Origin of the sequence: Rufibacter psychrotolerans, assembly GCF_016924645.1 — a bacterium.
GTDB lineage: Bacteria > Bacteroidota > Bacteroidia > Cytophagales > Hymenobacteraceae > Nibribacter > Nibribacter psychrotolerans.
On the sequence record NZ_JAFFJV010000015.1, the window covers coordinates 23,201 to 42,064 of the forward strand.

13 protein-coding genes are annotated in these 18,864 nt (G+C 54.1%); 5 read left to right on the forward strand and 8 right to left on the reverse strand.

Going from position 1 to position 18,864, the window contains the following annotated elements; genetic code table 11:
* Nucleotides 1–157: 157 nt before the first annotated feature.
* The 3 genes from JT718_RS14545 to JT718_RS14555 all read left to right on the forward strand — a co-directional run bounded on the left by JT718_RS14545 (nucleotide 158) and on the right by JT718_RS14555 (nucleotide 2,812).
* Nucleotides 158–775 carry a porin family protein gene (locus JT718_RS14545; RefSeq protein WP_205503443.1) on the forward strand — a complete coding sequence of 206 codons (618 nt, stop codon included), beginning with the start codon at nucleotides 158–160 and terminating at the stop codon, nucleotides 773–775.
* Nucleotides 776–1,124: 349 nt separating this feature from the next.
* Nucleotides 1,125–1,775, forward strand: coding sequence for a porin family protein (locus tag JT718_RS14550; RefSeq protein WP_205503444.1), 651 nt, complete (start codon nucleotides 1,125–1,127; stop codon nucleotides 1,773–1,775).
* Between the two features lie 371 nt (nucleotides 1,776–2,146).
* Nucleotides 2,147–2,812, forward strand: coding sequence for a porin family protein (locus tag JT718_RS14555; RefSeq protein ID WP_240337107.1), 666 nt, complete (start codon nucleotides 2,147–2,149; stop codon nucleotides 2,810–2,812).
* Nucleotides 2,813–2,982: 170 nt separating this feature from the next.
* Here the strand turns inward: JT718_RS14555 and JT718_RS14560 are convergent, their stop codons facing one another.
* The 8 genes from JT718_RS14560 to uvrA all read right to left on the reverse strand — a co-directional run bounded on the left by JT718_RS14560 (nucleotide 2,983) and on the right by uvrA (nucleotide 17,655).
* Nucleotides 2,983–4,344, reverse strand: a complete 1,362-nt coding sequence (locus JT718_RS14560) for a dipeptidase (RefSeq protein ID WP_205503445.1) — start codon at nucleotides 4,342–4,344, stop codon at nucleotides 2,983–2,985.
* A gap of 199 nt (nucleotides 4,345–4,543) precedes the next feature.
* Nucleotides 4,544–5,188, reverse strand: a complete 645-nt coding sequence (plsY, locus tag JT718_RS14565; protein ID WP_205503446.1) for a glycerol-3-phosphate 1-O-acyltransferase PlsY — start codon at nucleotides 5,186–5,188, stop codon at nucleotides 4,544–4,546.
* A gap of 181 nt (nucleotides 5,189–5,369) precedes the next feature.
* Nucleotides 5,370–10,472 carry a hypothetical protein gene (locus JT718_RS14570; protein WP_205503447.1) on the reverse strand — a complete coding sequence of 1,701 codons (5,103 nt, stop codon included), beginning with the start codon at nucleotides 10,470–10,472 and terminating at the stop codon, nucleotides 5,370–5,372.
* A 25-nt stretch (nucleotides 10,473–10,497) separates the two neighbouring features.
* The gene (gene prmA / locus JT718_RS14575) at nucleotides 10,498–11,331 is read right to left on the reverse strand and encodes a 50S ribosomal protein L11 methyltransferase (protein WP_205503448.1); all 834 of its coding nucleotides are present in this window, start codon (nucleotides 11,329–11,331) and stop codon (nucleotides 10,498–10,500) included.
* A gap of 267 nt (nucleotides 11,332–11,598) precedes the next feature.
* Nucleotides 11,599–12,363, reverse strand: coding sequence for a triose-phosphate isomerase (tpiA, locus tag JT718_RS14580; protein WP_205503449.1), 765 nt, complete (start codon nucleotides 12,361–12,363; stop codon nucleotides 11,599–11,601).
* A gap of 146 nt (nucleotides 12,364–12,509) precedes the next feature.
* Complete coding sequence (locus JT718_RS14585) at nucleotides 12,510–13,661, reverse strand: lycopene cyclase family protein (RefSeq protein WP_205503450.1); 1,152 nt, start codon at nucleotides 13,659–13,661, stop codon at nucleotides 12,510–12,512.
* Entirely contained in the window at nucleotides 13,651–14,316 is a 666-nt protein-coding gene (locus tag JT718_RS14590) for a carotenoid biosynthesis protein (RefSeq protein ID WP_205503451.1), read from the reverse strand. Before JT718_RS14590 ends, JT718_RS14585 begins: the two co-directional genes overlap by 11 nt.
* Nucleotides 14,317–14,835: 519 nt before the next feature.
* Nucleotides 14,836–17,655: an excinuclease ABC subunit UvrA gene (gene uvrA, locus JT718_RS14595; RefSeq protein WP_205503452.1), complete on the reverse strand. Its 2,820-nt coding sequence runs from the start codon at nucleotides 17,653–17,655 to the stop codon at nucleotides 14,836–14,838.
* A 272-nt stretch (nucleotides 17,656–17,927) separates the two neighbouring features.
* Between uvrA and JT718_RS14600 the strand changes: the two genes are divergently transcribed.
* Both JT718_RS14600 and JT718_RS14605 read left to right on the forward strand, forming a co-directional pair.
* The gene (locus tag JT718_RS14600) at nucleotides 17,928–18,059 is read left to right on the forward strand and encodes a 30S ribosomal protein THX (protein WP_205503628.1); all 132 of its coding nucleotides are present in this window, start codon (nucleotides 17,928–17,930) and stop codon (nucleotides 18,057–18,059) included.
* A gap of 256 nt (nucleotides 18,060–18,315) precedes the next feature.
* Nucleotides 18,316–18,699 carry a hypothetical protein gene (locus tag JT718_RS14605; RefSeq protein WP_205503453.1) on the forward strand — a complete coding sequence of 128 codons (384 nt, stop codon included), beginning with the start codon at nucleotides 18,316–18,318 and terminating at the stop codon, nucleotides 18,697–18,699.
* The last annotated feature ends 165 nt before the right edge of the window (nucleotides 18,700–18,864 follow it).

Consider the following 18,864-nt stretch of genomic DNA (forward strand, 5'->3'; position numbering starts at 1 on the left):
CTAAAACCTGATGCTTATGCTTGGCACAGCCCTCTCTGCTTTGCTCCACCTTGGCCTGGACTTACTCACTTTTCGGTATAGCCCATCCCCTATATTATTAGTAACTAGCAGCACAAAAAACTAGAAAACACAACAACCAACCCTTAAACCCCAACTCATGAAAAAACTAGTATTCTTTATTGCCGCATTGTTCATGACCTATTTTGCCCAAGCGCAGGGTGAAATTAAGGTAGGTATCAAAGCCGGAGGTAACTTCAGCAACTGGACTGGAGATGACGTAGAAGCCTTTGAAGAGCTATTTGACACCAAAATGGAATACAAATTCGGTTTCCATGCCGGTTTATTCGCTGACTATAGCTTCTCAGAGATGGTTTCTGTACGCCCTGAGCTATTGTACTCCCTGAAAGGCTGGAAAATGGAAGAAGAAGATGAAACGTTTAAAGTTAACCTCTCTTACATCGATGTTCCAATTTTAGCTCGTATCAAAGCTGGTGCTTTATTCTTTGAGCTTGGCCCAACAGTTTCTTTCAATGTTGCCTCTAAGTATAAACTCACTGGCGGTGATGAAGATGAGGATGGTGATTTTAAAGATGTGTTTGGAGGAGATCCTGAAACAGTGGACATTGGATATGCTGCTGGTTTAGGCTATGAATTGCCAGTAGGTGTTGGAATTGGCCTGCGTTACAATGGCGGTCTTTCTAAAGTTGCTGAAGATGGCAAAGTTTACAACTCTAACTTCATGCTTTCTCTAAGCTATGCTTTTGGCGGAAGATAATATCTAAACCCTTTACCACGAAAAGGGCTCCCATGGGAGCCCTTTTTTTATGCCCATCACGCAACCACCTCGGGTCATTGTGGTTCAGGATTAGCCCTACCAACAGAAAGCCCCTCTTCAATGCCTAATGCCTTAGCACATAAGAAGAAAAGCCTGCCTTAGAAAATTTCACTTTAGGCCCCGCTTCACTTCTATCGTCTGCAATTTGTCTTTTCAAATCTTGCTATCTCTCCACCTACGCTGAAAAACAGGAGAAACCTGCCCAACATTTTTTATTTGAGCCGTATAAGGGAGGGTTTTACACGGGCTCACCTTTTTACAAAGCCCATTATCTTACTTACTTACCACTATGAAAAAGATTGTATTATTTGTAGCAGCCGTGCTTTCCTTCAGTTTTGCACAGGCCCAGAATGGTCCACGTTTCGGAATCAAGGCTGGTGCGAATTACTCCAACATCTCCGGAGACCTGGATAACCAGGACATCTACAAGAACAAATTCGGGTTTGTGGGAGGGATCACCTCTAACTTTGACCTGAGCGGCGACGGTTTCCTGTCCCTTCAGCCAGAGCTTCTGTTTTCCCAGCGCGGCTACCAGTACCGCGACGAGGAATACCCTATAGGCAACACCACTTTCAAGAGCAAGGGAACCGTAAACTTCAATTACCTGGACCTGCCCGTTATGTTGCGGATTAACGCCGGCGGGCTGTTCTTTGAGGGCGGGCCACAGGCTTCTTACCTGCTTGGCATCAAAGACAAGAGCGAAACCCAGCAAGGGAACAATGAGTTTGAGACCTCGCGCAGAATTGACAAAGACAATCTATCTGAGTTTGAGATTGGCTACGCCGCCGGTATTGGTTACCAGGCCCAGAACGGAATCAGCCTGGGGCTTCGGTACAACGGCAGCATCAACTCACTGGCCAAGGAAGACAATGACAACCTCACCAACGCCCGTCACTCAGCATTCCAGCTGACCCTGGGCTTCCTGTTCCCGAGCAGGTAACAAGCGCATTTCAGCTAAAAAAACAGGGCCCACGCATGTGGGCCCTGTTTTTTTAGCTTGAACCAGTTCAGAGCTTCCCCTCTTTCTATCTGTAGAACTATCCCTGGTGCAAGCGTCCGCTGGTGCCGCCGTTTCAGGGCTACTTTTCAGATAACTGCCCAGAAATAGGGGGATCACGCTACGCGCAAGGCACCAACGGACGCTTGCGCCAGGGACAAAACCGAAAACGCGAAACAGCTTCCTTCTCTTTTTCAGGCACTTACCAATAAAAACCTCTTTCTACCAACCAGTAAATCCCTAAAAACCAGTTTTAGGCACAGTGTTTGCAAAACCACCTATAAACAACAGAACTAACCTAAAAATTCAAGATCATGAAAAAACTTTTCATCCTGGCTTTTGCCGTTATCGCTTCTTTTGCGGCCCAGGCACAATCTAGTTTCGGGGTAAAAGGTGGCTTAAACTACTCTAACCTTTCTGGCGATTTAAAGGACGAATCACGGTTCAATAACAAAGTGGGCTTTCATGCCGGAGTTTACTTCAACGCCCCCATTGTAGGAGACTTCTTCTCCATTCAGCCCGAGATCCTGTACTCCAACAAAGGCTTCAAGTATGACGATGTAGAGAGAACCGGCTTGCTGGGTGTAAAGGAACGGTATGAAGGCACCGCCAACTTCAACTACATTGACGTGCCGGTGCTGGCGCGCGTAAAGGCCGGCAGCCTGTTCTTTGAGGCCGGGCCCCAGGTGTCTTACCTGCTCAACGTGAATGACAAAACCAAGGTCTTCCAAAGCACCAACGGCTCAGATTTCACCGAGGTAGACCGAACCGTTGACCAGAAAAGCAAATCGGGATACTCAGACTTTGAGATAGGCTATGCCGCCGGCTTGGGGTTTGCCACCGCTAACGGCTTCAGCCTGGGCCTGCGCTACAACGGCGCCTTCACTGACCTGACAGATGACTCGCCCGCCCGCGGCGATTTCAAAGATGCCCGCCACTCCATGTTCCAGCTGTCGGTAGGTTTCCCGCTGAGCAGATAGCTCTTGTAAGGCACAAGATGTAAGACACAGGACTTCTTGCATAAAAAATCCCCGGCCTCCCAAGAAGCCGGGGATTTTTATTTTGGGCCTGTTTCAGCAAAAACAGGCCCAAAGCAGGCATACATCCTGGCAAGAGAAAAGTCTTGCATCTTGTGTCTTATGTCTTGCGTCTATTGATGCAGCCGGGTGAAATGCTGGTAGAACAGCGGAATAGTTTCAATGCCCTTCATGAAGTTGAACACGCCAAAATGCTCGTTGGGCGAATGGATGGCGTCTGAATCCAGCCCGAAGCCCATGAGCACCGTGTCAATGCCCAACTCAGACTTGAACATGGCCACAATGGGAATGCTGCCCCCGCTGCGCACCGGCACCGGTTTCTTGCCAAACGTGTCTTCCATAGCCCGGGCGGCCGCCTGGTAGCCCGCCGAAGTAGTGGGCGTGACCACCGGCTCACCGCCGTGGTGCGGCTTTACCACCACCTTCACGCTGGGTGGCGCAATAGACTCAAAGTGCTTCTGGAACAACGCACTGATTTCCTCAGAACTTTGGTGCGGCACCAGGCGCATAGAGATCTTGGCGAAGGCTTTGGAAGGAATCACCGTTTTGGCGCCCTCTCCGGTATAACCGCCCCAAATGCCGTTCACGTCAAGGGTTGGTCTGATGGAGTTGCGCTCCATGGTGCTGTAGCCGGCCTCGCCGTGCACGTCAGATAAGTCCAGGGCCTGCTTGTAGGCCTCCAGGCTAAACGGGGCGCGGGCCATTTCGGCGCGTTCCTCCTGGCTCAGCTCCTCTACGTTGTCATAGAACCCGGGAATGGTGATGTGGTTGTTCTCGTCATGCAGAGACGCAATCAACTTGCACAGGATGTTGATGGGGTTGGCCACCGCGCCGCCGTACAGGCCAGAGTGCAGGTCGCGGTTGGGGCCGGTTACTTCCACCTCGTGGTAGCTGAGGCCGCGCAGGCCGGTGGTCACCGAGGGCACGTCGTTGGCCAGCATGCCCGTGTCTGAGATCACAATGATGTCGGCTTTGAGGCGCTCTTTGTTGTTCTTCACAAAGGTGGCCAGGTTCACGGAGCCTACTTCCTCTTCGCCCTCCAGCATGAACTTCACGTTGCAGGGCAGGGCTTGCTGCTGCATCATGATCTCAAACGCCTTCACGTGCATGTAGGTCTGGCCTTTGTCATCGCAGGCGCCGCGGGCGTAGATTTTTTCGTCTTTGATGACCGGCTCAAACGGCGGCGAGTTCCAGAGTTCGTAGGGGTCGGCGGGCTGCACGTCATAGTGGCCGTACACCAGCACCGTGGGAAGGGCGGGGTCTATGATTTTCTCGGCGTATACAATGGGGTTCCCGGCTGTTTCAAACAGCTGGGCGCCGTCGGCACCGGCTTCGGCCAGCTTGTCGCGCAGGTACTCGGCGGCCCGCAGCACATCGTTCTTAAAGGCCGGGTCGGCACTCACTGAGGGGATGCGCAACAACTCCAGCAGCTCCTGCAGGAACCGCTCTTTATTTTCTTCCAGATAGGCTTTCATAGTGGTATTTGGTAACGGGTGAAATTAAAACAAAAAGCGCCATTCTCCTTGAAGAACGACGCCCGAAACGTGAATTTGCCGGTAAACCCGCCCCTTGGCAAGAACAACAACGCTTTTCCAGGGACTCAGCACCTGTTTTTAACCGCTTTTTGCGAAAACCGCCCCAAAACGATTTACCCAAGAAGCACCGCCAGACCGGTTATTTCTTCCGGAAGAACCCGATGTTGACTTTGCTTTCTACCCCCTGCAGCAGCCGCGAGATATTCTTCTTGTGCGTGAGCACCACCATAATGGCGATGAGCACCCCAAACCCCAGCAAGAGCGGATCATCGGTGCGGAAGGTGGGCAGCAGCAGGAACAGCGGAAACGCAATGGCCGCCAGCATAGAACTCAACGACACGTAACTGGTGAACATGAGCACCGTCAGGAACACGCCCAGGCACAGCAGCGCTACCGGCAGATGCACCGCCAGCACCATGCCCATAAGGGTAGCCACGCCCTTGCCGCCCTTAAAGCCCACGTACACCGGAAAAATGTGGCCTACCACAGCGACCACCCCCAGCAGGAGCTTAAACTGGATCAGCTGGTCTGGTTCAATCACGTTCCAGAGCACCAGCAAGTTGGCCAGCGAGGTGGCGGCCCAGCCTTTCAGGATGTCCACGGCCATTACAATGGCGCCCGGTTTCTTGCCCAGCACCCTGAACGTGTTGGTGGCCCCGGCGTTGCCGCTGCCATGCTGCCGCACGTCTATGCCGTAATAGGTTTTACCCACCCAAACCGCCGTAGGGATGGCCCCAATCAAGTACGCCAACAAAATAATTCCGCCAATAATGACTACCTCCATGCGCTTGCCTTATAGCCTGGCCCTGCCAGATTTTCTGTAAATATATTTCTTCAAATATAGGAAAAACCCCTCACCTAAGCCCCTCCCCACTGCCTCATACGCAACATCCCGTTTTCGGGCTACTTCTGAGAAATAAGCCTGAAAACGGGATGCTGTTCTACTTGCCCAGAGAAAGCCGGGCTTAGTTGCCCACCGGATCAATGTCTGGTGGTGCTTCCTCTCCTTTCTTTTTCTTCTCTTTTTTCTTCTTGCCGGCGGGCTCCTCTTCCTGGGTTACCGGAGTCTCAAACCCAGACGGTACGGCGTCATCGGCGGCTTCGGCTTTCTTTTTCTTCTCCTTCTTGGCTTTGCCGGCCGGGGCTTCCTCGGTGGCTACCGGCACGTCAAACCCGGGCGGCACGGCATCGGCCACTACTTCGGCTTTCTTTTTCTTCTTACTCTTCTTGTCGGTTTCTTCCTCGGCGGGGGCGGTGTCAAAGGTGTTGTACGCCGGCTGCGGCGCTGCCTTCAGCGGCTCTTTGCCCAGGTACGTCTTCCGGAAGTAGTTCACGAACTCCATCTTGTCAATGTCCTCAATGGGGTAGAACGTGTACGGTCCACCGGCAATGCCGCGCCCCTTCGACTTGGAGGCCACCGCCCCGTTGAAGGCCGGGTCTGAGGAGGTCATGCCCAGGCTGCCTTCATAGAAGTTGAAGTAGTACCACACGTACGGGTTGGCCTCCAGATACATAGACACCACGTCATCGCCGGCGGCGCCCCGCTTGATCTCAATGTGCCCGTTGATCTTGGCGTTCACGTCGGTTTTGCCAATGCCCGCAATGCTGATGGGTCCCACGCTGTACCAGGCGTTCTGCTTAGGCGACCACTTGAACTGCACCTGGTTCAACACCAGCGTATGGATGAGCTTGGGCGAAACCTTGGAGAAAGGCACGTAGCCTTTGGCGGTGAGGGCGGTAAAATCTGCCACGCCTTTGTCACCAATGAACGCGGCCAGCTGGTACGGCAAGGTGGGGCTGCTCAGGTTCACGCCCTCGGGCAGGCCAGCCACTTCTTTGGACACCCTCTGCCCCATGCTCTCAATGGCTTTTTCGGGGGCCTCAAAGTCAAAGGCCAGGAAGGTATCCAGCTCATACAGGCTGCTGTCGGTGCGGCCGGTGCCGGTGCCCACCGCCTGCAGCTGGAACTCCTTGAGCGACTTGATCAGGTTGAAGCGACCCTCATAGGTAGCCTGCTTGGTGGCGTCATTGTACTGCAGCACGTTGCCGGTGTACGAGTTGCCGTAGGCGCGCTCCTCGCTGCCCAACTTGTACTGCCCAGACTCTTTGTTGAACGACAGCAGGCCTTCGGCCTCAAACACGTCCAGGTCATCGTCGTACTGCTTTCTGGACACAAACGTGTTGTAGATCTTGCCCGTGGTGGCGTTGATGTGGATACCCGTTTTCAGGGGCGTGCCGTCGGCCAGGGTAGGTTTGTTGATCTCCAGCCTTACGTCCTCAGGGTTGAGGCCACTCTTCTTGAAAGGGAACCATTCGGCGCTTTCGCCCCCCCCAAAGAGCATCTTGGCGTGCCCGTCAAAGTCAAACGTCTTTTTGTTGGAGGCAATGGCCACGTCGCCGTAGTAGCGCACATTAGGAATAATGAACAAGGTGTCTTTCTCCTGCACCGCTCCCTTGGCTAGGAAGAAGGCCGGGGCGGCGTTCTCGTCTTTCTTGCCTTCTGGGCGCTGCCACTCAAACTTGTCAAACTTGATCTTGTAGGCATCACCGCTGGAGTTGGTGAAGTTGTACAGCGCGTTGCCCGTAATGCCAAACCGGCTGTCAATGTGGATTTCGCCCCTGGACATCTGGTGGAATTTCTGCACCGAGTCCATGGCCAGGGCTGCCCCCTGGAAGGTTCTGAGCTCGGCCCCCTTCAGGAGTTCCACGCGGTTGCTGTCTGGCACAATGTAGCTGTCGCCAACAGGGATGTACGGCACCCCGGAGGCCACCAAGGTATAGTTGCCGAAGTCATAGACCGCGCCCTTGGCTTTAAAGCTCAGCGAATCATCACCCGATTTCAGGGAGTAGAAGTAGGCCTCGTCGCCGTTGGTATTGCTGAGGGTGAGTTTCTTGGTCTTGAAATCCCATCGGCCGCTGCTCAGGGATGACTTGTACTGGGCAAACGGGAAAATGGTGTTGGCGCTGCCTTTCTGCTCCGCGCTGTACTTGGCGTACCCTTCATCCATGTAGAAATCCAGCGAGATGTCGGTGGTGGTGAGGGCCGGGATCTTCCGGTCAGAGGAGGCTACCTCCATGGAGGCATTGGTGCCGTGGATGAGGCCTTTCTTGAACACAAAAGCCGGCGACTTAAGGGCTACCTCCGCGTTTTCGGCCACCCCGCTCCCGAAGAGCGAAGACGGCGTAAAGCCCAGCATGCCTTTGTAGGTCATGCGGTCATTGAACAGGCTCATCAGCTCGCGGCTCACGGTGTGGATCTGCAGGGTGTCTTTGTACGGGTACCAGTTCATCTTGAACTTCTTGAACGATCCGCTGGGGTAAGACCCCTGGGCCACGCTGCCTTCCATGAAGCTCCCTTTCACCCCTACGTCGGTAATGGCGGAGTCCAGGAAGAACACAAAGCCCGGCGAGTACATGCTGGCGGTCTGGTAGCTGAGTGTGCCCTTGCCCCGCAGTCCCTTAGTGTCCATGGTGAGCGTGTCAGAGAACTTGCCCTTGCCGCCGTACAGCGCAAAACCGCCCTTGGGCACCGGATACTCAAAGCCCAGCGCCCCGTCTGGCTGAATGGCCAGTTTGGTCTCAAACGGCGGGAAAATGCCCCCGGAATTGAACGTACCCTTAAACCCGATCACGTTGCCCTTGGAGCTGGCCAGGCTGTCTATTTTAAAGGGCGGAATGAAGAAATACACGCTGGTGTCATACACGCCACCCAGGATCTCAGGCTTGTTGAAGTACACCGTGGCCCCGGACACCGCGTCTAGCGAAGGGTAGCCCGGGTATTTCTTGCGGCCCGACTTGTTGTCTGGACGATTGAGGTACAGCTTGGCTTTTCCCTGGCCGCCGCGGTTTACCAGCGTAAAGGGAGTGTCCTTTTCTTTGCCGTCTTTGCCCTTGGTCTTGGTGGTTAAGGTGGTAGAGTCAATTTTGGCCAGATCTATGAAAAAGCCATCATAATCAAACAAAAACTCCTGACCCTTGAACGTGAAGTTGGAGGACTTCACCCGACCGTTGAACAAGATGTTGCGGTTCTTCTTGATGCGCACGATCTGGCTGTCTGGCTCCGCAATCACCGCTGAGTCCAGGTGAAAGGCAAACTTCTCCACTCCCCGCAGGATCAGGTCACCGGAGGCAAGGTCCAGGGTGGCGTTGCGCCCGGCCGGCGACAGGGCGTTGAGGTGAATGTTGTCGTAGTCCCGGCGGTTACGGGAGGCCTCGGCGTAGTGGTAGGCTTTCTCGCGCAGGCGTATGTGCCCGGTTTTGGGGTCATAATCCAGGAAATTGCTCTGGGCCAGCGTGGTGAGCGCGTTGTGCAGCACCTCTTTCTTGATCTTGGTGTCCTCCACCATCTCGGTCAGGTAGAACGTCTGCGACCCTCTTTTAAGCCCGTACCCCACGGTGGTGTACAGCGGGTGGAAGTTAGAGATGGTCTTGATCTGCTGGAACCGGCCCAGCGTGAAGTACTCTTTGGAGTTTACCTGCACCGGCACCTGGTTTTTGGCCGTTAGAATGGCAAAGTCAATGGTGGGGTTCTTCAGGTCCCACACGGCCATGTCGGTGGTGAGTTCTACCTGGTTGTAGGAATGGTAGTAGGGCGTCTGGCTGTAGAGCCCTTCGGGCTTGATGAGCACCAGCCGCTTCAGCTCTTTGTTGTACTTGAACTTCACCCCCGGGTGCGTCACCGAGTCCTGCCCCTGGAAAATGGCGATTCCGGCCTCCGGCGAGGTGATCAGGCTGTCATTGATGGTGTAGTTGCGCGAGAAGGCCCTGAACTTGCGCTCGCCGTTGTCTGAGACCCAGATGGTGGAGGGGCTGCCGTCCAGGGCGGCGCTCATCAACGTGTTGCCCGCCAGCGAAAGCCCGCCCAGGTACTGGATGTCTGCCCCAAAGCGTTTGATCTTGGCGTTGTTGGTGTGGGAGATGAACTTAGGGTACCCGTTGTCCCCGTTGGGCTTGGGCTTGGTGAGCTTGTACTCCAGGTTACCCCTGATGCTGTTCTCCAGCACCGCCGGATAAGTGAGCGTCACGTCTTCTACCCTGAAAGCCGGTTTGGCCACCTCAAAGGCCAGGGTTTTGAACTCGGCGGTGGCGTCGCTGCCCAGCTGGTTCCACACCAGTTTGCCGCCTTTGCCGGCGTACTGTCCGTTAGCCAGGGACACCGCTCCGGAGGTCTCCTTGATGGTCACAGAATCATACGCCGAGGCAAAAAGCAGGTCGGTTTTCTCCAGCACTACCACCGGCCCGGCCAATACGGGCAAGGGGGCGGCAAAATAGTCTGGTTCTGCCGGGGCCACCGGCTCTTCCTTCACCGGCGCGGCAGTCTCTTTCTTGGGGGCAGCGGTGGATTTCTTGCTGCCCGCCTTAGCGGTCTTGGCGGTTTTAGAAGTTGATTTGGTTACCTTCTTGGGCGTCTCCCAGGCAGCCCACGGGTCTTCCTCTTCTTTTTTAGGAGCAGGGGCTGCTTTTTTTGGGGCGGCGGGGGTAGTCTTGGCTTTTGCCGCCGCAGGAGCCGCCGTGGCTTTGGGTTCTTCAGATCCCCAGCCGGCATCTGCGGCCGGTTCTGGCGTGCCCTCGCGGTACTCAAACGTAAACACCCCGCCTACGGCCTGCAACCGGTTGGTGGGACCTTTGTACAGGGCCCGGCTGGCCAGGAACTGCTGGGTGTTGAGCAAGAACCGCTCGTACACTTTTACCTCTTGTTTCTGCAGCGTTTGCTCTATCACCTGCAGGAGCTGGTCCAGGTTGGCACCGGTGTACTGGTGCGCGTTCACGCTGGTGCCCACCACCCCGAAGAAGCTCTCAAAATGCGGCCGCGACTTCAGCTTTTTCTTCAGCATTTGCTGCGCCAGGTCCATGACCTTGGTTTGCTGCTTTGCGCTGAGCCTGCCGCTGTTCCAGGCCGCCTCCAGGCCCGAGGCCACCTGCACGGCCGCCTCGTTCTTGGTGCCGGCCAGCAGCGCGCGCGCGTCTACCAGAAACTGCTGCGGGTCATTGGCCGAGAGCTTGTAGCTTTGCGCGTACCCCGCCACCCCGGTGAGCAGAAAAATGAGGAAGAGATAGAAGTGCTTCATAAAAAGAAGGTAAACTCTGAGATTTTTAAGCGTTTTTCCGGAAGATGGCCGAAACCCAGTTGTTCTTGCTTCTGGAGGATTCAAACGTGAGGCCCAACTCCTGCGCGCGCTCCTGCAGAACGGGAAGGTCCTCCGTGTAGAATCCGCTGAGCACCAGAGGTCCGCCCGGCTGCAGCAACTGCTCGTACACCGGCATGTCTTCCAGCAACACGTTTCGGTTGATGTTTGCCAGAATCAGGTCAAAAGGAGCTTCGCCGGCCAGCACGCTGGCATCGCCCAGGCGCACCTCCAGCGTTTGGCAGTGGTTGCGCTCGGCGTTCTCGCGGGCGTTTTCTACGGTCCAGTCTTCAATGTCCACGGCCAGCACCTGGGTAGCGCCCAGCTGCTCGGCCATGATGGCCAGGATGCCGGTGCCGCAGCCCATGTCCAGAACGCGCTTACCAACGTGATCCAGCCCCAATTGGTTTTCAATCATGAGGGTGGTGGTCTCATGGTGCCCCGTGCCGAACGACATTTTAGGCGTAATCACAATGTCATAGGCAATGCCCTCGGGCTTGGAATGGAAATCGGCGCGCACGGATACTTTCCCGGCGATCAGCAGCGGCTCAAAGTTCTTCTCCCACTCCTCGTTCCAGTTCTGCTTGGCGATGCTCTGCACGTAGTAAGGAAACTCCCCGGCAAAGCGGTAGCGCTCCAGCACTTCCTGCAGGTCTTCTTCAGAAAACCGCTCTTCTTCAATGTACGCCTGAAAACCCTCGTCGGTGTCCTGGAACGTGTCAAAGCCCAGTTCGCCCAGTTCGGCGATCAGGATTTCTGAATACTCAGTAGAGGCGGTAACGGTTACTTCAATAAAACTCATAAAAACATTCTTATAAATTTTCTACCAATAAGTAGAAGGTGCGCTAAATATTGAAACGAAAGTAAGAGGAATATCTTGCGTTTTAGGCTTATTTCTAGAAAATAGAGCAAAAAGCCCGAAAAGATTTTTTCGGCCCGCTGGGCCCGGCAGCAATAAGGGAACCATATAAAAGCAGTTAGGGCCTGTTTTGGAGAAAACAGGCCCTAAACATAGAATTAGAACTATATAACTATTCGGGTGGCCGCCTGGTCACCCCTTCGGCAGAAACTAGAAAGATTTGATGATGTCGGTAAAGTCTCTTGACTTAAGTGAGGCTCCGCCAATGAGGCCGCCGTCTACGTCTGGCTGCGCGAACAATTCTTTGGCGTTGCCCGGGTTGGCACTGCCACCGTACAAGATGGTTTTGTTGTAAGCCGCCTCGGCATCAAAAATGCGCGACAGTTCTTCTCTGATGCTGGCGTGCATCTCCTGCGCCTGCTGGCTGCTGGCGGTACGGCCCGTACCAATGGCCCAGATGGGCTCGTAGGCAATTACAATCTGGTCAAACTCTTCGTTGCTCAGGTGCGCTACCGTTTCGCGGAGCTGTTGGTTCACGTATTTGAAGTGGTCTTCGGCCTCACGTACCTCCAGGGGCTCGCCGCAGCAGAAGATCGGCTTAATGCCTTCTTTCAGGGCCGCTTTCATTTTTTGCAGGAGCAGATCAGCGTCTTCATTGTGGTACTGACGACGCTCTGAGTGGCCTACCAGCACGTACTCCACGCCTACCGATTTCAACATCGCCGCCGATACCTCGCCGGTATAAGCGCCGCTTTCGTGCGCACTCACGTCCTGTGCCGCCAAATGCAGGCGCGGGTTGCCCTGGATCAGCTTACTGATGGATTGAAGAAACGGGAATGGGGGCGTGACAATCACTTCCACGTTGTCATTGGTGACCTCGTCTTTCACCATGTTATCAATCTCGCTTACCAGCGCCTGGGCCTCCTGGTAGGTTTTGTTCATTTTCCAGTTACCGGCAACAATGTTTTTTCTCATAGTAGCAAATTTATGAAAGGAAAAGCCGCCTTCAGGCAGCCGTGTTTTTAGGTTCTTTTCAGGAAAACAGGGCAAAAACGCTCCACCCTGCCGCCGCTAAGTTAAGGATTTGTGGCTGATCTAAACGCCAGGGCCGGTTTTTGTGGCTACACGTGCAGGCTTTCTTTGAGGGCGGCAGGCAGAAAGATACTTTTCTCCACGGCGTTCATGATCCGGAAATCTTCCCAGAAGGAGGTCTCTTCGTTCAGGAACTTGAGGATGAGCGGGGCGGGCAGTTTGCTGAACAGGTCATGAAACACCTGCCGCGGCTCCTGTTTTTTCTCCAGCAACACCCGCAGAAAGATACTGTCATACAGGCCAAACTTGTTGAACCCGGCTCCTTTACCCGCCAGCGGCTCTTTGCCCTGCGCCAGATTGCGGGCAATAGCGGAGCACTGCCGTTGAATAAAGCTGAAGGTGTACCCAGTGGAAGCCTTGGTAGCTCCTCCCGCCGTACCGATATTGATGACCTTTTCGCTCAGCTTCTTAGGAAAAGGCGCATCGGTCATGGGAATAATCCCGGACTCCTCGTGCGTAATCTCATACTCCGTGAGGTGCAGAAAATCTCGGAGATAGGCTTTTAGTTCCCGGTCATACGCTTCCTGGGGCAGCTCCGTCTCTGAAAAACCGGTGTACTCTACCAGCGCCTCGTGTGCGTTGGTGGGCAGCACGTACATAAAGCGGCAATCGTGGTGCTGCTCCACCCGGAAATCCATCAAAGTAGGTTCTGCGGGGTTGAAGGCGGGTTTGGCAGTTTTGATGAAAATGCCCTTGAAATGCTGCACCATGTAATGCTTCTTGGGCAGCTTCTTGATTTTGAAGAAGGCACTGTTAAACACGTACTGCGCTTGGTACACGCCTTGTTTGCCGTGCACCACGCCGTTTGGTTCTACCCGCACGATGTCTTCCTGCCTGAACTCTACGTTGGGATGCTTTTTTAACAACCCGAGGCAATGCTGGTAAAACGCGAGGCTGTCCAGCATTTTGTACTGGTACGGACTTATGTCCAGCAGCCTGGAAAACGTGGGGGAATGAAAATACAAGGCAGACCACTTGCTCTTGAGGCAGCTCTCAAACGGACTTTCCTCAGTTTGCCAGAAACACCAGGTGCGGTCATTGGTTTGCTTGGCATCGCGGTCCAGCAGCAGAATACGCTTGTTTCGCAAAGGCTCCTGTTCCAGCAAATAGCACAGCAGGCTCAGGCCCGCCGCCCCGGCCCCGGCAATGATGTAGTCATAGGTGCGTGGATTATCCGGCATAGAAGAGCTCTACAAGGTTCAGCAGCAAGAAAAAAACGAATTGTATCAGCAGGAAATAAGGCGCTAGTCGGTTCTGCGAGTTTCTGAGCAGCGGGATAAGTACCAGCACAAATAAAAAGCTGAAGACGTACCAGCTTATATAATTCTGCAGGGGGGCAGCCTGCGCTTCCCAGTACCAGAAATCGAATTTCTCGCAGACCTGCTCAATCAGAAAATCAATGCTCACGGGCATGGCTGCCGCTACCGCCGCTTTTACCAGAAAAGGCTTTTGCCAGGTATTCACCACCGTAGCCGCTGCAAAACACAGCGCCGCCCAGTTCATGCCAATGAGCCAGGGCACCCCCATGAACTTCGGCCCGAAGGCATCGCCGTAGAAATAAGCCCCAAACACATTCCCCGTGGCTACGCCGATGACCTCAGCGGTAAACCCTACCAGAAACACACCTATCACCCCGGCTACCATCTTCCACGTTAGTCCCTGGTGGTTCCAGAACAACAGCGCCGTGGCTAAAATCAGGTTTAGTGGGGTATTGCTCAGAAACCAATCTCGGTACGGCGTGTAGAACCCAATGAGTCCGCACCCGTGAAACAGGCATAGCACCCCCACCGACAGGAAAAGCTTGTTAATAGGCAAAGGCACAGAAAGGTCTTTCATTCCCAAAATTGATTTCCAACTAGGCGTACGCGAGAGATGGCAATATAGTGAACCGGTTTGAGAAAGATTTGTTCGCGGCATCGACCTCTTCTGTCAGTGAAATATAAACACAGGAAGGTCTAGTTCTTTTGTGGCCTCCGTTTTTGGCCTGATTTCAGAAAAAGAGCCGCTACACGGTGATACTTTCTTCAGCTGCTCCAGAGGAAATTGTTTCCAAATCAGCTGAAAGTATCTAAGCCGCATAAGGTTTTACGGTTGGCAAATGCTTGTCTAGTTTGTTCCAAGGTTCTTACAGGACGACAAAAGCAGAGGAAACCCACCCCTACCCCTCCCAGGAGGGGAGTCTCCAAAGCCCTATGCAGTGTACTCCCCCTCCTGGGAGGGGCAGGGGTGGGTAGCACGTTTGGCAAGTCATTCACATAAAAAGCCTGCGCAGAATGTACTTCGCAGGCTTTTGACAAGACTTCCATTTTGGGCCTATTTTCCAGAAACAGAGCCAAAAACAGCCACTAAACGGGTTTACGCCTCTAACTTAGGCTTCAGGTACTTGGCGGTATGGTTATCTTCCAGTTTCACCATGTCTTCTGGGGTGCCTTCAAACAGCAGGTGACCGCCGTTGGTACCGCCTTCGGGGCCCAGGTCAATGATCCAGTCGGCGCATTTCACAATGTCCATGTTGTGCTCAATCACCAGCACGGTATTGCCGTTTTCCACCAGGGCATTCAGGGCTTTCAAAAGCTTGCTGATGTCATGGAAGTGCAGACCGGTGCTGGGCTCGTCAAAAATGAACAGAATGTTGTCGTTGTGCGGCGTGGCTCCTTTGGTCAGGAACGAAGCCAGTTTCACGCGCTGCGCCTCGCCACCAGACAATGTATTGCTAGACTGCCCTAACCGGATGTAGCCCAAGCCTACGTCTTGCAGCGGCTTCAGTTTCTCCAGAATCTTAGGCTGGTCTTTGAAGAAAATCAAGCTGTCATCAATGGTCATGTCCAGCACCTCAGAGATGTTCTTCTCATGGTACTGAATGTCCAGGATGTCTTGCTTGAACTTCTGTCCGCCGCAACCTTCACAGGTCAGGTAGATGTCGGCCATGAACTGCATCTCAATCTTCACCTGCCCTTCGCCTTGGCACACCTCGCAGCGGCCGCCTTCAATGTTGAAGGAGAAGTGCGACGGCTTAAACCCACGCGCTTTGGCCAACGGCTGATCGGCGTAGAGCGAGCGGATGGCGTCATAGGCTTTCACGTAGGTCACCGGGTTAGAGCGCGATGATTTTCCGATGGGGTTCTGGTCCACAAACTCCACGTGCGACACTTTGTTGATATCGCCGGTGAGTTTATCAAATTTTCCCGTGGCATCGGCGTGGCCGCCCAAGGCTTTGATGAGCGACGGGGCCAGAATCTTCTTGATGAGGGTTGATTTTCCGGAGCCGCTCACGCCCGTTACCACCGTCATCACGTTCAGCGGAAACTTCACGCTCACGTTTTTGAGGTTGTTTTCGCGCGCGCCGTGCACCTCTACGCAGTTGCGCCACGGCCGGCGGGTAGCCGGAACCGACACTTCCATGCGGCCGCTCAGGTAACGCCCGGTGTAGGTATCGCTTTTTAGCAATTCCTGGAACGTACCCTGGAACTGGAGATTTCCGCCACCAGAACCAGCCTCCGGACCAATGTCCAAGACCTGATCGGCTACTTCCATCATGCCTTCCTCGTGCTCCACCACAATCACGGTGTTGCCCATCTGCTGCAAGGAGCGCAACACGCCAATGAGCTGATCCGCGTCTTTGGGGTGCAGCCCGATGCTGGGTTCGTCCAGAATATACATGGAACCCACCAGCGCACTACCCAACGAGGTTGCCAGGTTAATGCGTTGGCTCTCGCCCCCGGAAAGAGTGTTAGAAAGTCTGTTAAGGGTCAAGTAGCCCAAGCCCACGCGCACCAGGTAACTCAGGCGGTTGGTGATTTCGGTCACCAGACGCTCGGCCACGGCCATGTCATGCTCGCTCAGGCTCAGGTTCTGGAAGAACTCCAGCGCCTTGGTTACGGGCATGAGTACCAGATCGGTGATGCTTTTGCCGTCTACTTTCACGTAGCTGGCGTCTTTGCGCAGCCTGCTGCCTTTGCAGTCGGGGCAGGTAGTGCGGCCACGGTAACGGCTCAGCAGCACGCGGTACTGAATCTTATGCGTCTGTGCCTGTACGTGCTTGAAAAAGTCGTTAAGACCACCGAAGTACTTGTTACCGGTCCAGAGCAGTTCTTGCTGTTCCTCGGTGAGTTCATTATACGGGCGGTGGATAGGAAAATCGAAGCGAACGCCGTTTTTGAGCAAGGGCTGCAGCCATTCGTTCTGTTTCTCGGTGCGCCAGGGGGCTACGGCTCCCTCATACACGGTAAGGCTTTTGTCTGGGATGACCAGGTCAGGATCAATGCCCAGCACGCTGCCCCAACCTTCGCAGGTCTGGCAGGCGCCGTACGGGTTGTTGAAGCTGAAGAAGTTCACGCTGGGCTCCTCAAACACCATACCGTCCAGCTCAAAGCGGTTGGAGAACACGCGTTTCTCATCGCCAATCTGCACGTGGCATTCGTCGTGGCCCTCGTAGAAAGCGGTCTGCACCGAGTCTGACAAACGCATCTGCAGGTTTTCGGCTTCCTCGTCTTTCCGGACCACGGCGCGGTCAATCAGCACGAACACTTCGCCCTTGGGCTCTGGTTTGCCCTCGGCAATGAGCTCTTCAATGAAGAAGGGTTCGCCGTTCAGAATTACGCGGGAATAGCCTTTCTGCAAGAGCAAATCCAGTTCTTTGCTGAGTTTACGGTCTTTGCTCTGCTGCAGCGGTGCCAGAATCATGAGGCGGGTGCCGTCTTCCAGGCCCATCAAGAAGTCCACCACGCTGGTGACGGTGTCTTTCTTCACTTCCTGCCCCGAAACCGGCGAAATGGTTTTGCCAATGCGGGCGTACAGCAGCTTGAGATAGTCGTAAATCTCGGTGCTGGTGCCCACGGTAGAGCGGTTGTTACGGATGCTCACCTTCTGCTCAATGGCAATGGCCGGGCTGATGCCGCGGATGTAGTCCACATCGGGCTTGTCCATGCGGCCCAGGAACTGGCGGGCGTAGGAGCTCAAGCTCTCCACGTACATGCGCTGCCCCTCGGCATACAAGGTGTCAAAGGCCAGGGAAGATTTGCCCGAGCCGGAAAGCCCGGTGACTACGATGAACTGATTGCGCGGCAGGGCCACGCTCAGGTTCTTCAGGTTATGGACGCGGGCCCGTTTGATGATGATGTGCTCGCGGGCGTCCAGCGCGTCTAGTTCGGTATCTTGAATGAGATCTTCTGTCATAAGGAATTATAGCCTCTCCAGAACATTAACCGCGGCAGAATAATTCTGTTACACAGCCATAAAACGGCGGAAGGCTAAACCGCAAAGGTAGGTATACGCAACGGCATTTAGAAGGAAGCGCCTGAGGTTCTGTTTTATGGCTAATTTGAAGAAAGCGAGCGGGAAACACCGGTAAAAACTTGCGCTAATTTGCCGGAGTTTGTAACTTTCTCTTCTTAGGTCTCGGAAGAGAGTACTCTGTTTTAATGTTTCACTTACAAACCACAACCGTTATGGGAAAAGGAGATAAAAAGAGTAGAAAAGGCAAAATCAGCAAAGGCTCTTTTGGCAACAGCCGCCCAAAGAAAGTCCAGAACAAAGCCTCCAAGGCTGCGAAGCTTGCACCAGCCAAAGCATCGGCCTAGTCACCACGGTGAAACGGAGAGCCCCGCCAGAAATTGTTTTGGCGGGGCTCTCCGTTTTCAGCTTGTTTCCGGGGAAATAGCTTTGAGACAGAAGGTTACCATAAGTGATGTGGCTAGTGACATAGACGCTCGTAGGAGCGGCGCACACTACGAGTTCTTTTGAGTCGGCGACAAACGTAATTTTACACTTTCACCTTTTACTTCCATCTTTCTCCCATTACCGCTATCTTTGCCAACAGAACCTCTTCCCCCTGTTGTGAAAGTCAGAGTTATCTTTTTTGCGGTATACCTCTTCCTGGGCTCCCTGCTGCCCAACTCTGATTTGCACGAGCTGTCCAAAATCTCAGATTTGCTGCAGCACTACCAGACGCACATCGCCCTGAACGGCCAACTGAGCTTCACGGAGTTTCTGGACATGCACTACCAGGGCTCTGAAAACACCCCCTCTGAAAAACACGACCGGCTCCCGCTCAAACAGATGGGCAACTCGGCGTACGATTATTTTGTGGCCATGCCGCTGCTGCAGCCTTTTTTCCAGGTGCAGGAAGCGCAGGAGCCACAGCAATTCACTTCTCATCCCCAATCCAGGGTTCCCGAGGCCTTCACCGGCAGTATCTGGCAACCTCCGCAGGTGGCGTAACACTTCTCCTTTTCTGGCTACATAAGCAGTCTGGCTACTTTCAAAAGCTGGATCTTCTCTCTTTTGTCATCCTGAAAGGATCTTGTGGGCGAACTATGATAGCGTTTCAGGAATGCTGCTGCCGTTCGCAACCGAGATCCTTCCAGGATGACCAAGAAAGGTCTG

What these genes read in the sequence shown, in the direction of transcription:
- JT718_RS14555 (WP_240337107.1), top strand. Translation starts at nt 2,147, where the DNA reads ATGAAAAAACTTTTCATCCTGGCTTTTGCCGTTATCGCTTCTTTTGCG.
- JT718_RS14570 (WP_205503447.1), bottom strand. Translation starts at nt 10,472, where the DNA reads ATGAAGCACTTCTATCTCTTCCTCATTTTTCTGCTCACCGGGGTGGCG.
- JT718_RS14545 (WP_205503443.1), top strand. Translation starts at nt 158, where the DNA reads ATGAAAAAACTAGTATTCTTTATTGCCGCATTGTTCATGACCTATTTT.
- tpiA (WP_205503449.1), bottom strand. Translation starts at nt 12,363, where the DNA reads ATGAGAAAAAACATTGTTGCCGGTAACTGGAAAATGAACAAAACCTAC.
- JT718_RS14560 (WP_205503445.1), bottom strand. Translation starts at nt 4,344, where the DNA reads ATGAAAGCCTATCTGGAAGAAAATAAAGAGCGGTTCCTGCAGGAGCTG.
- JT718_RS14600 (WP_205503628.1), top strand. Translation starts at nt 17,928, where the DNA reads ATGGGAAAAGGAGATAAAAAGAGTAGAAAAGGCAAAATCAGCAAAGGC.
- uvrA (WP_205503452.1), bottom strand. Translation starts at nt 17,655, where the DNA reads ATGACAGAAGATCTCATTCAAGATACCGAACTAGACGCGCTGGACGCC.
- JT718_RS14550 (WP_205503444.1), top strand. Translation starts at nt 1,125, where the DNA reads ATGAAAAAGATTGTATTATTTGTAGCAGCCGTGCTTTCCTTCAGTTTT.
- JT718_RS14590 (WP_205503451.1), bottom strand. Translation starts at nt 14,316, where the DNA reads ATGAAAGACCTTTCTGTGCCTTTGCCTATTAACAAGCTTTTCCTGTCG.
- prmA (WP_205503448.1), bottom strand. Translation starts at nt 11,331, where the DNA reads ATGAGTTTTATTGAAGTAACCGTTACCGCCTCTACTGAGTATTCAGAA.
- JT718_RS14585 (WP_205503450.1), bottom strand. Translation starts at nt 13,661, where the DNA reads ATGCCGGATAATCCACGCACCTATGACTACATCATTGCCGGGGCCGGG.
- plsY (WP_205503446.1), bottom strand. Translation starts at nt 5,188, where the DNA reads ATGGAGGTAGTCATTATTGGCGGAATTATTTTGTTGGCGTACTTGATT.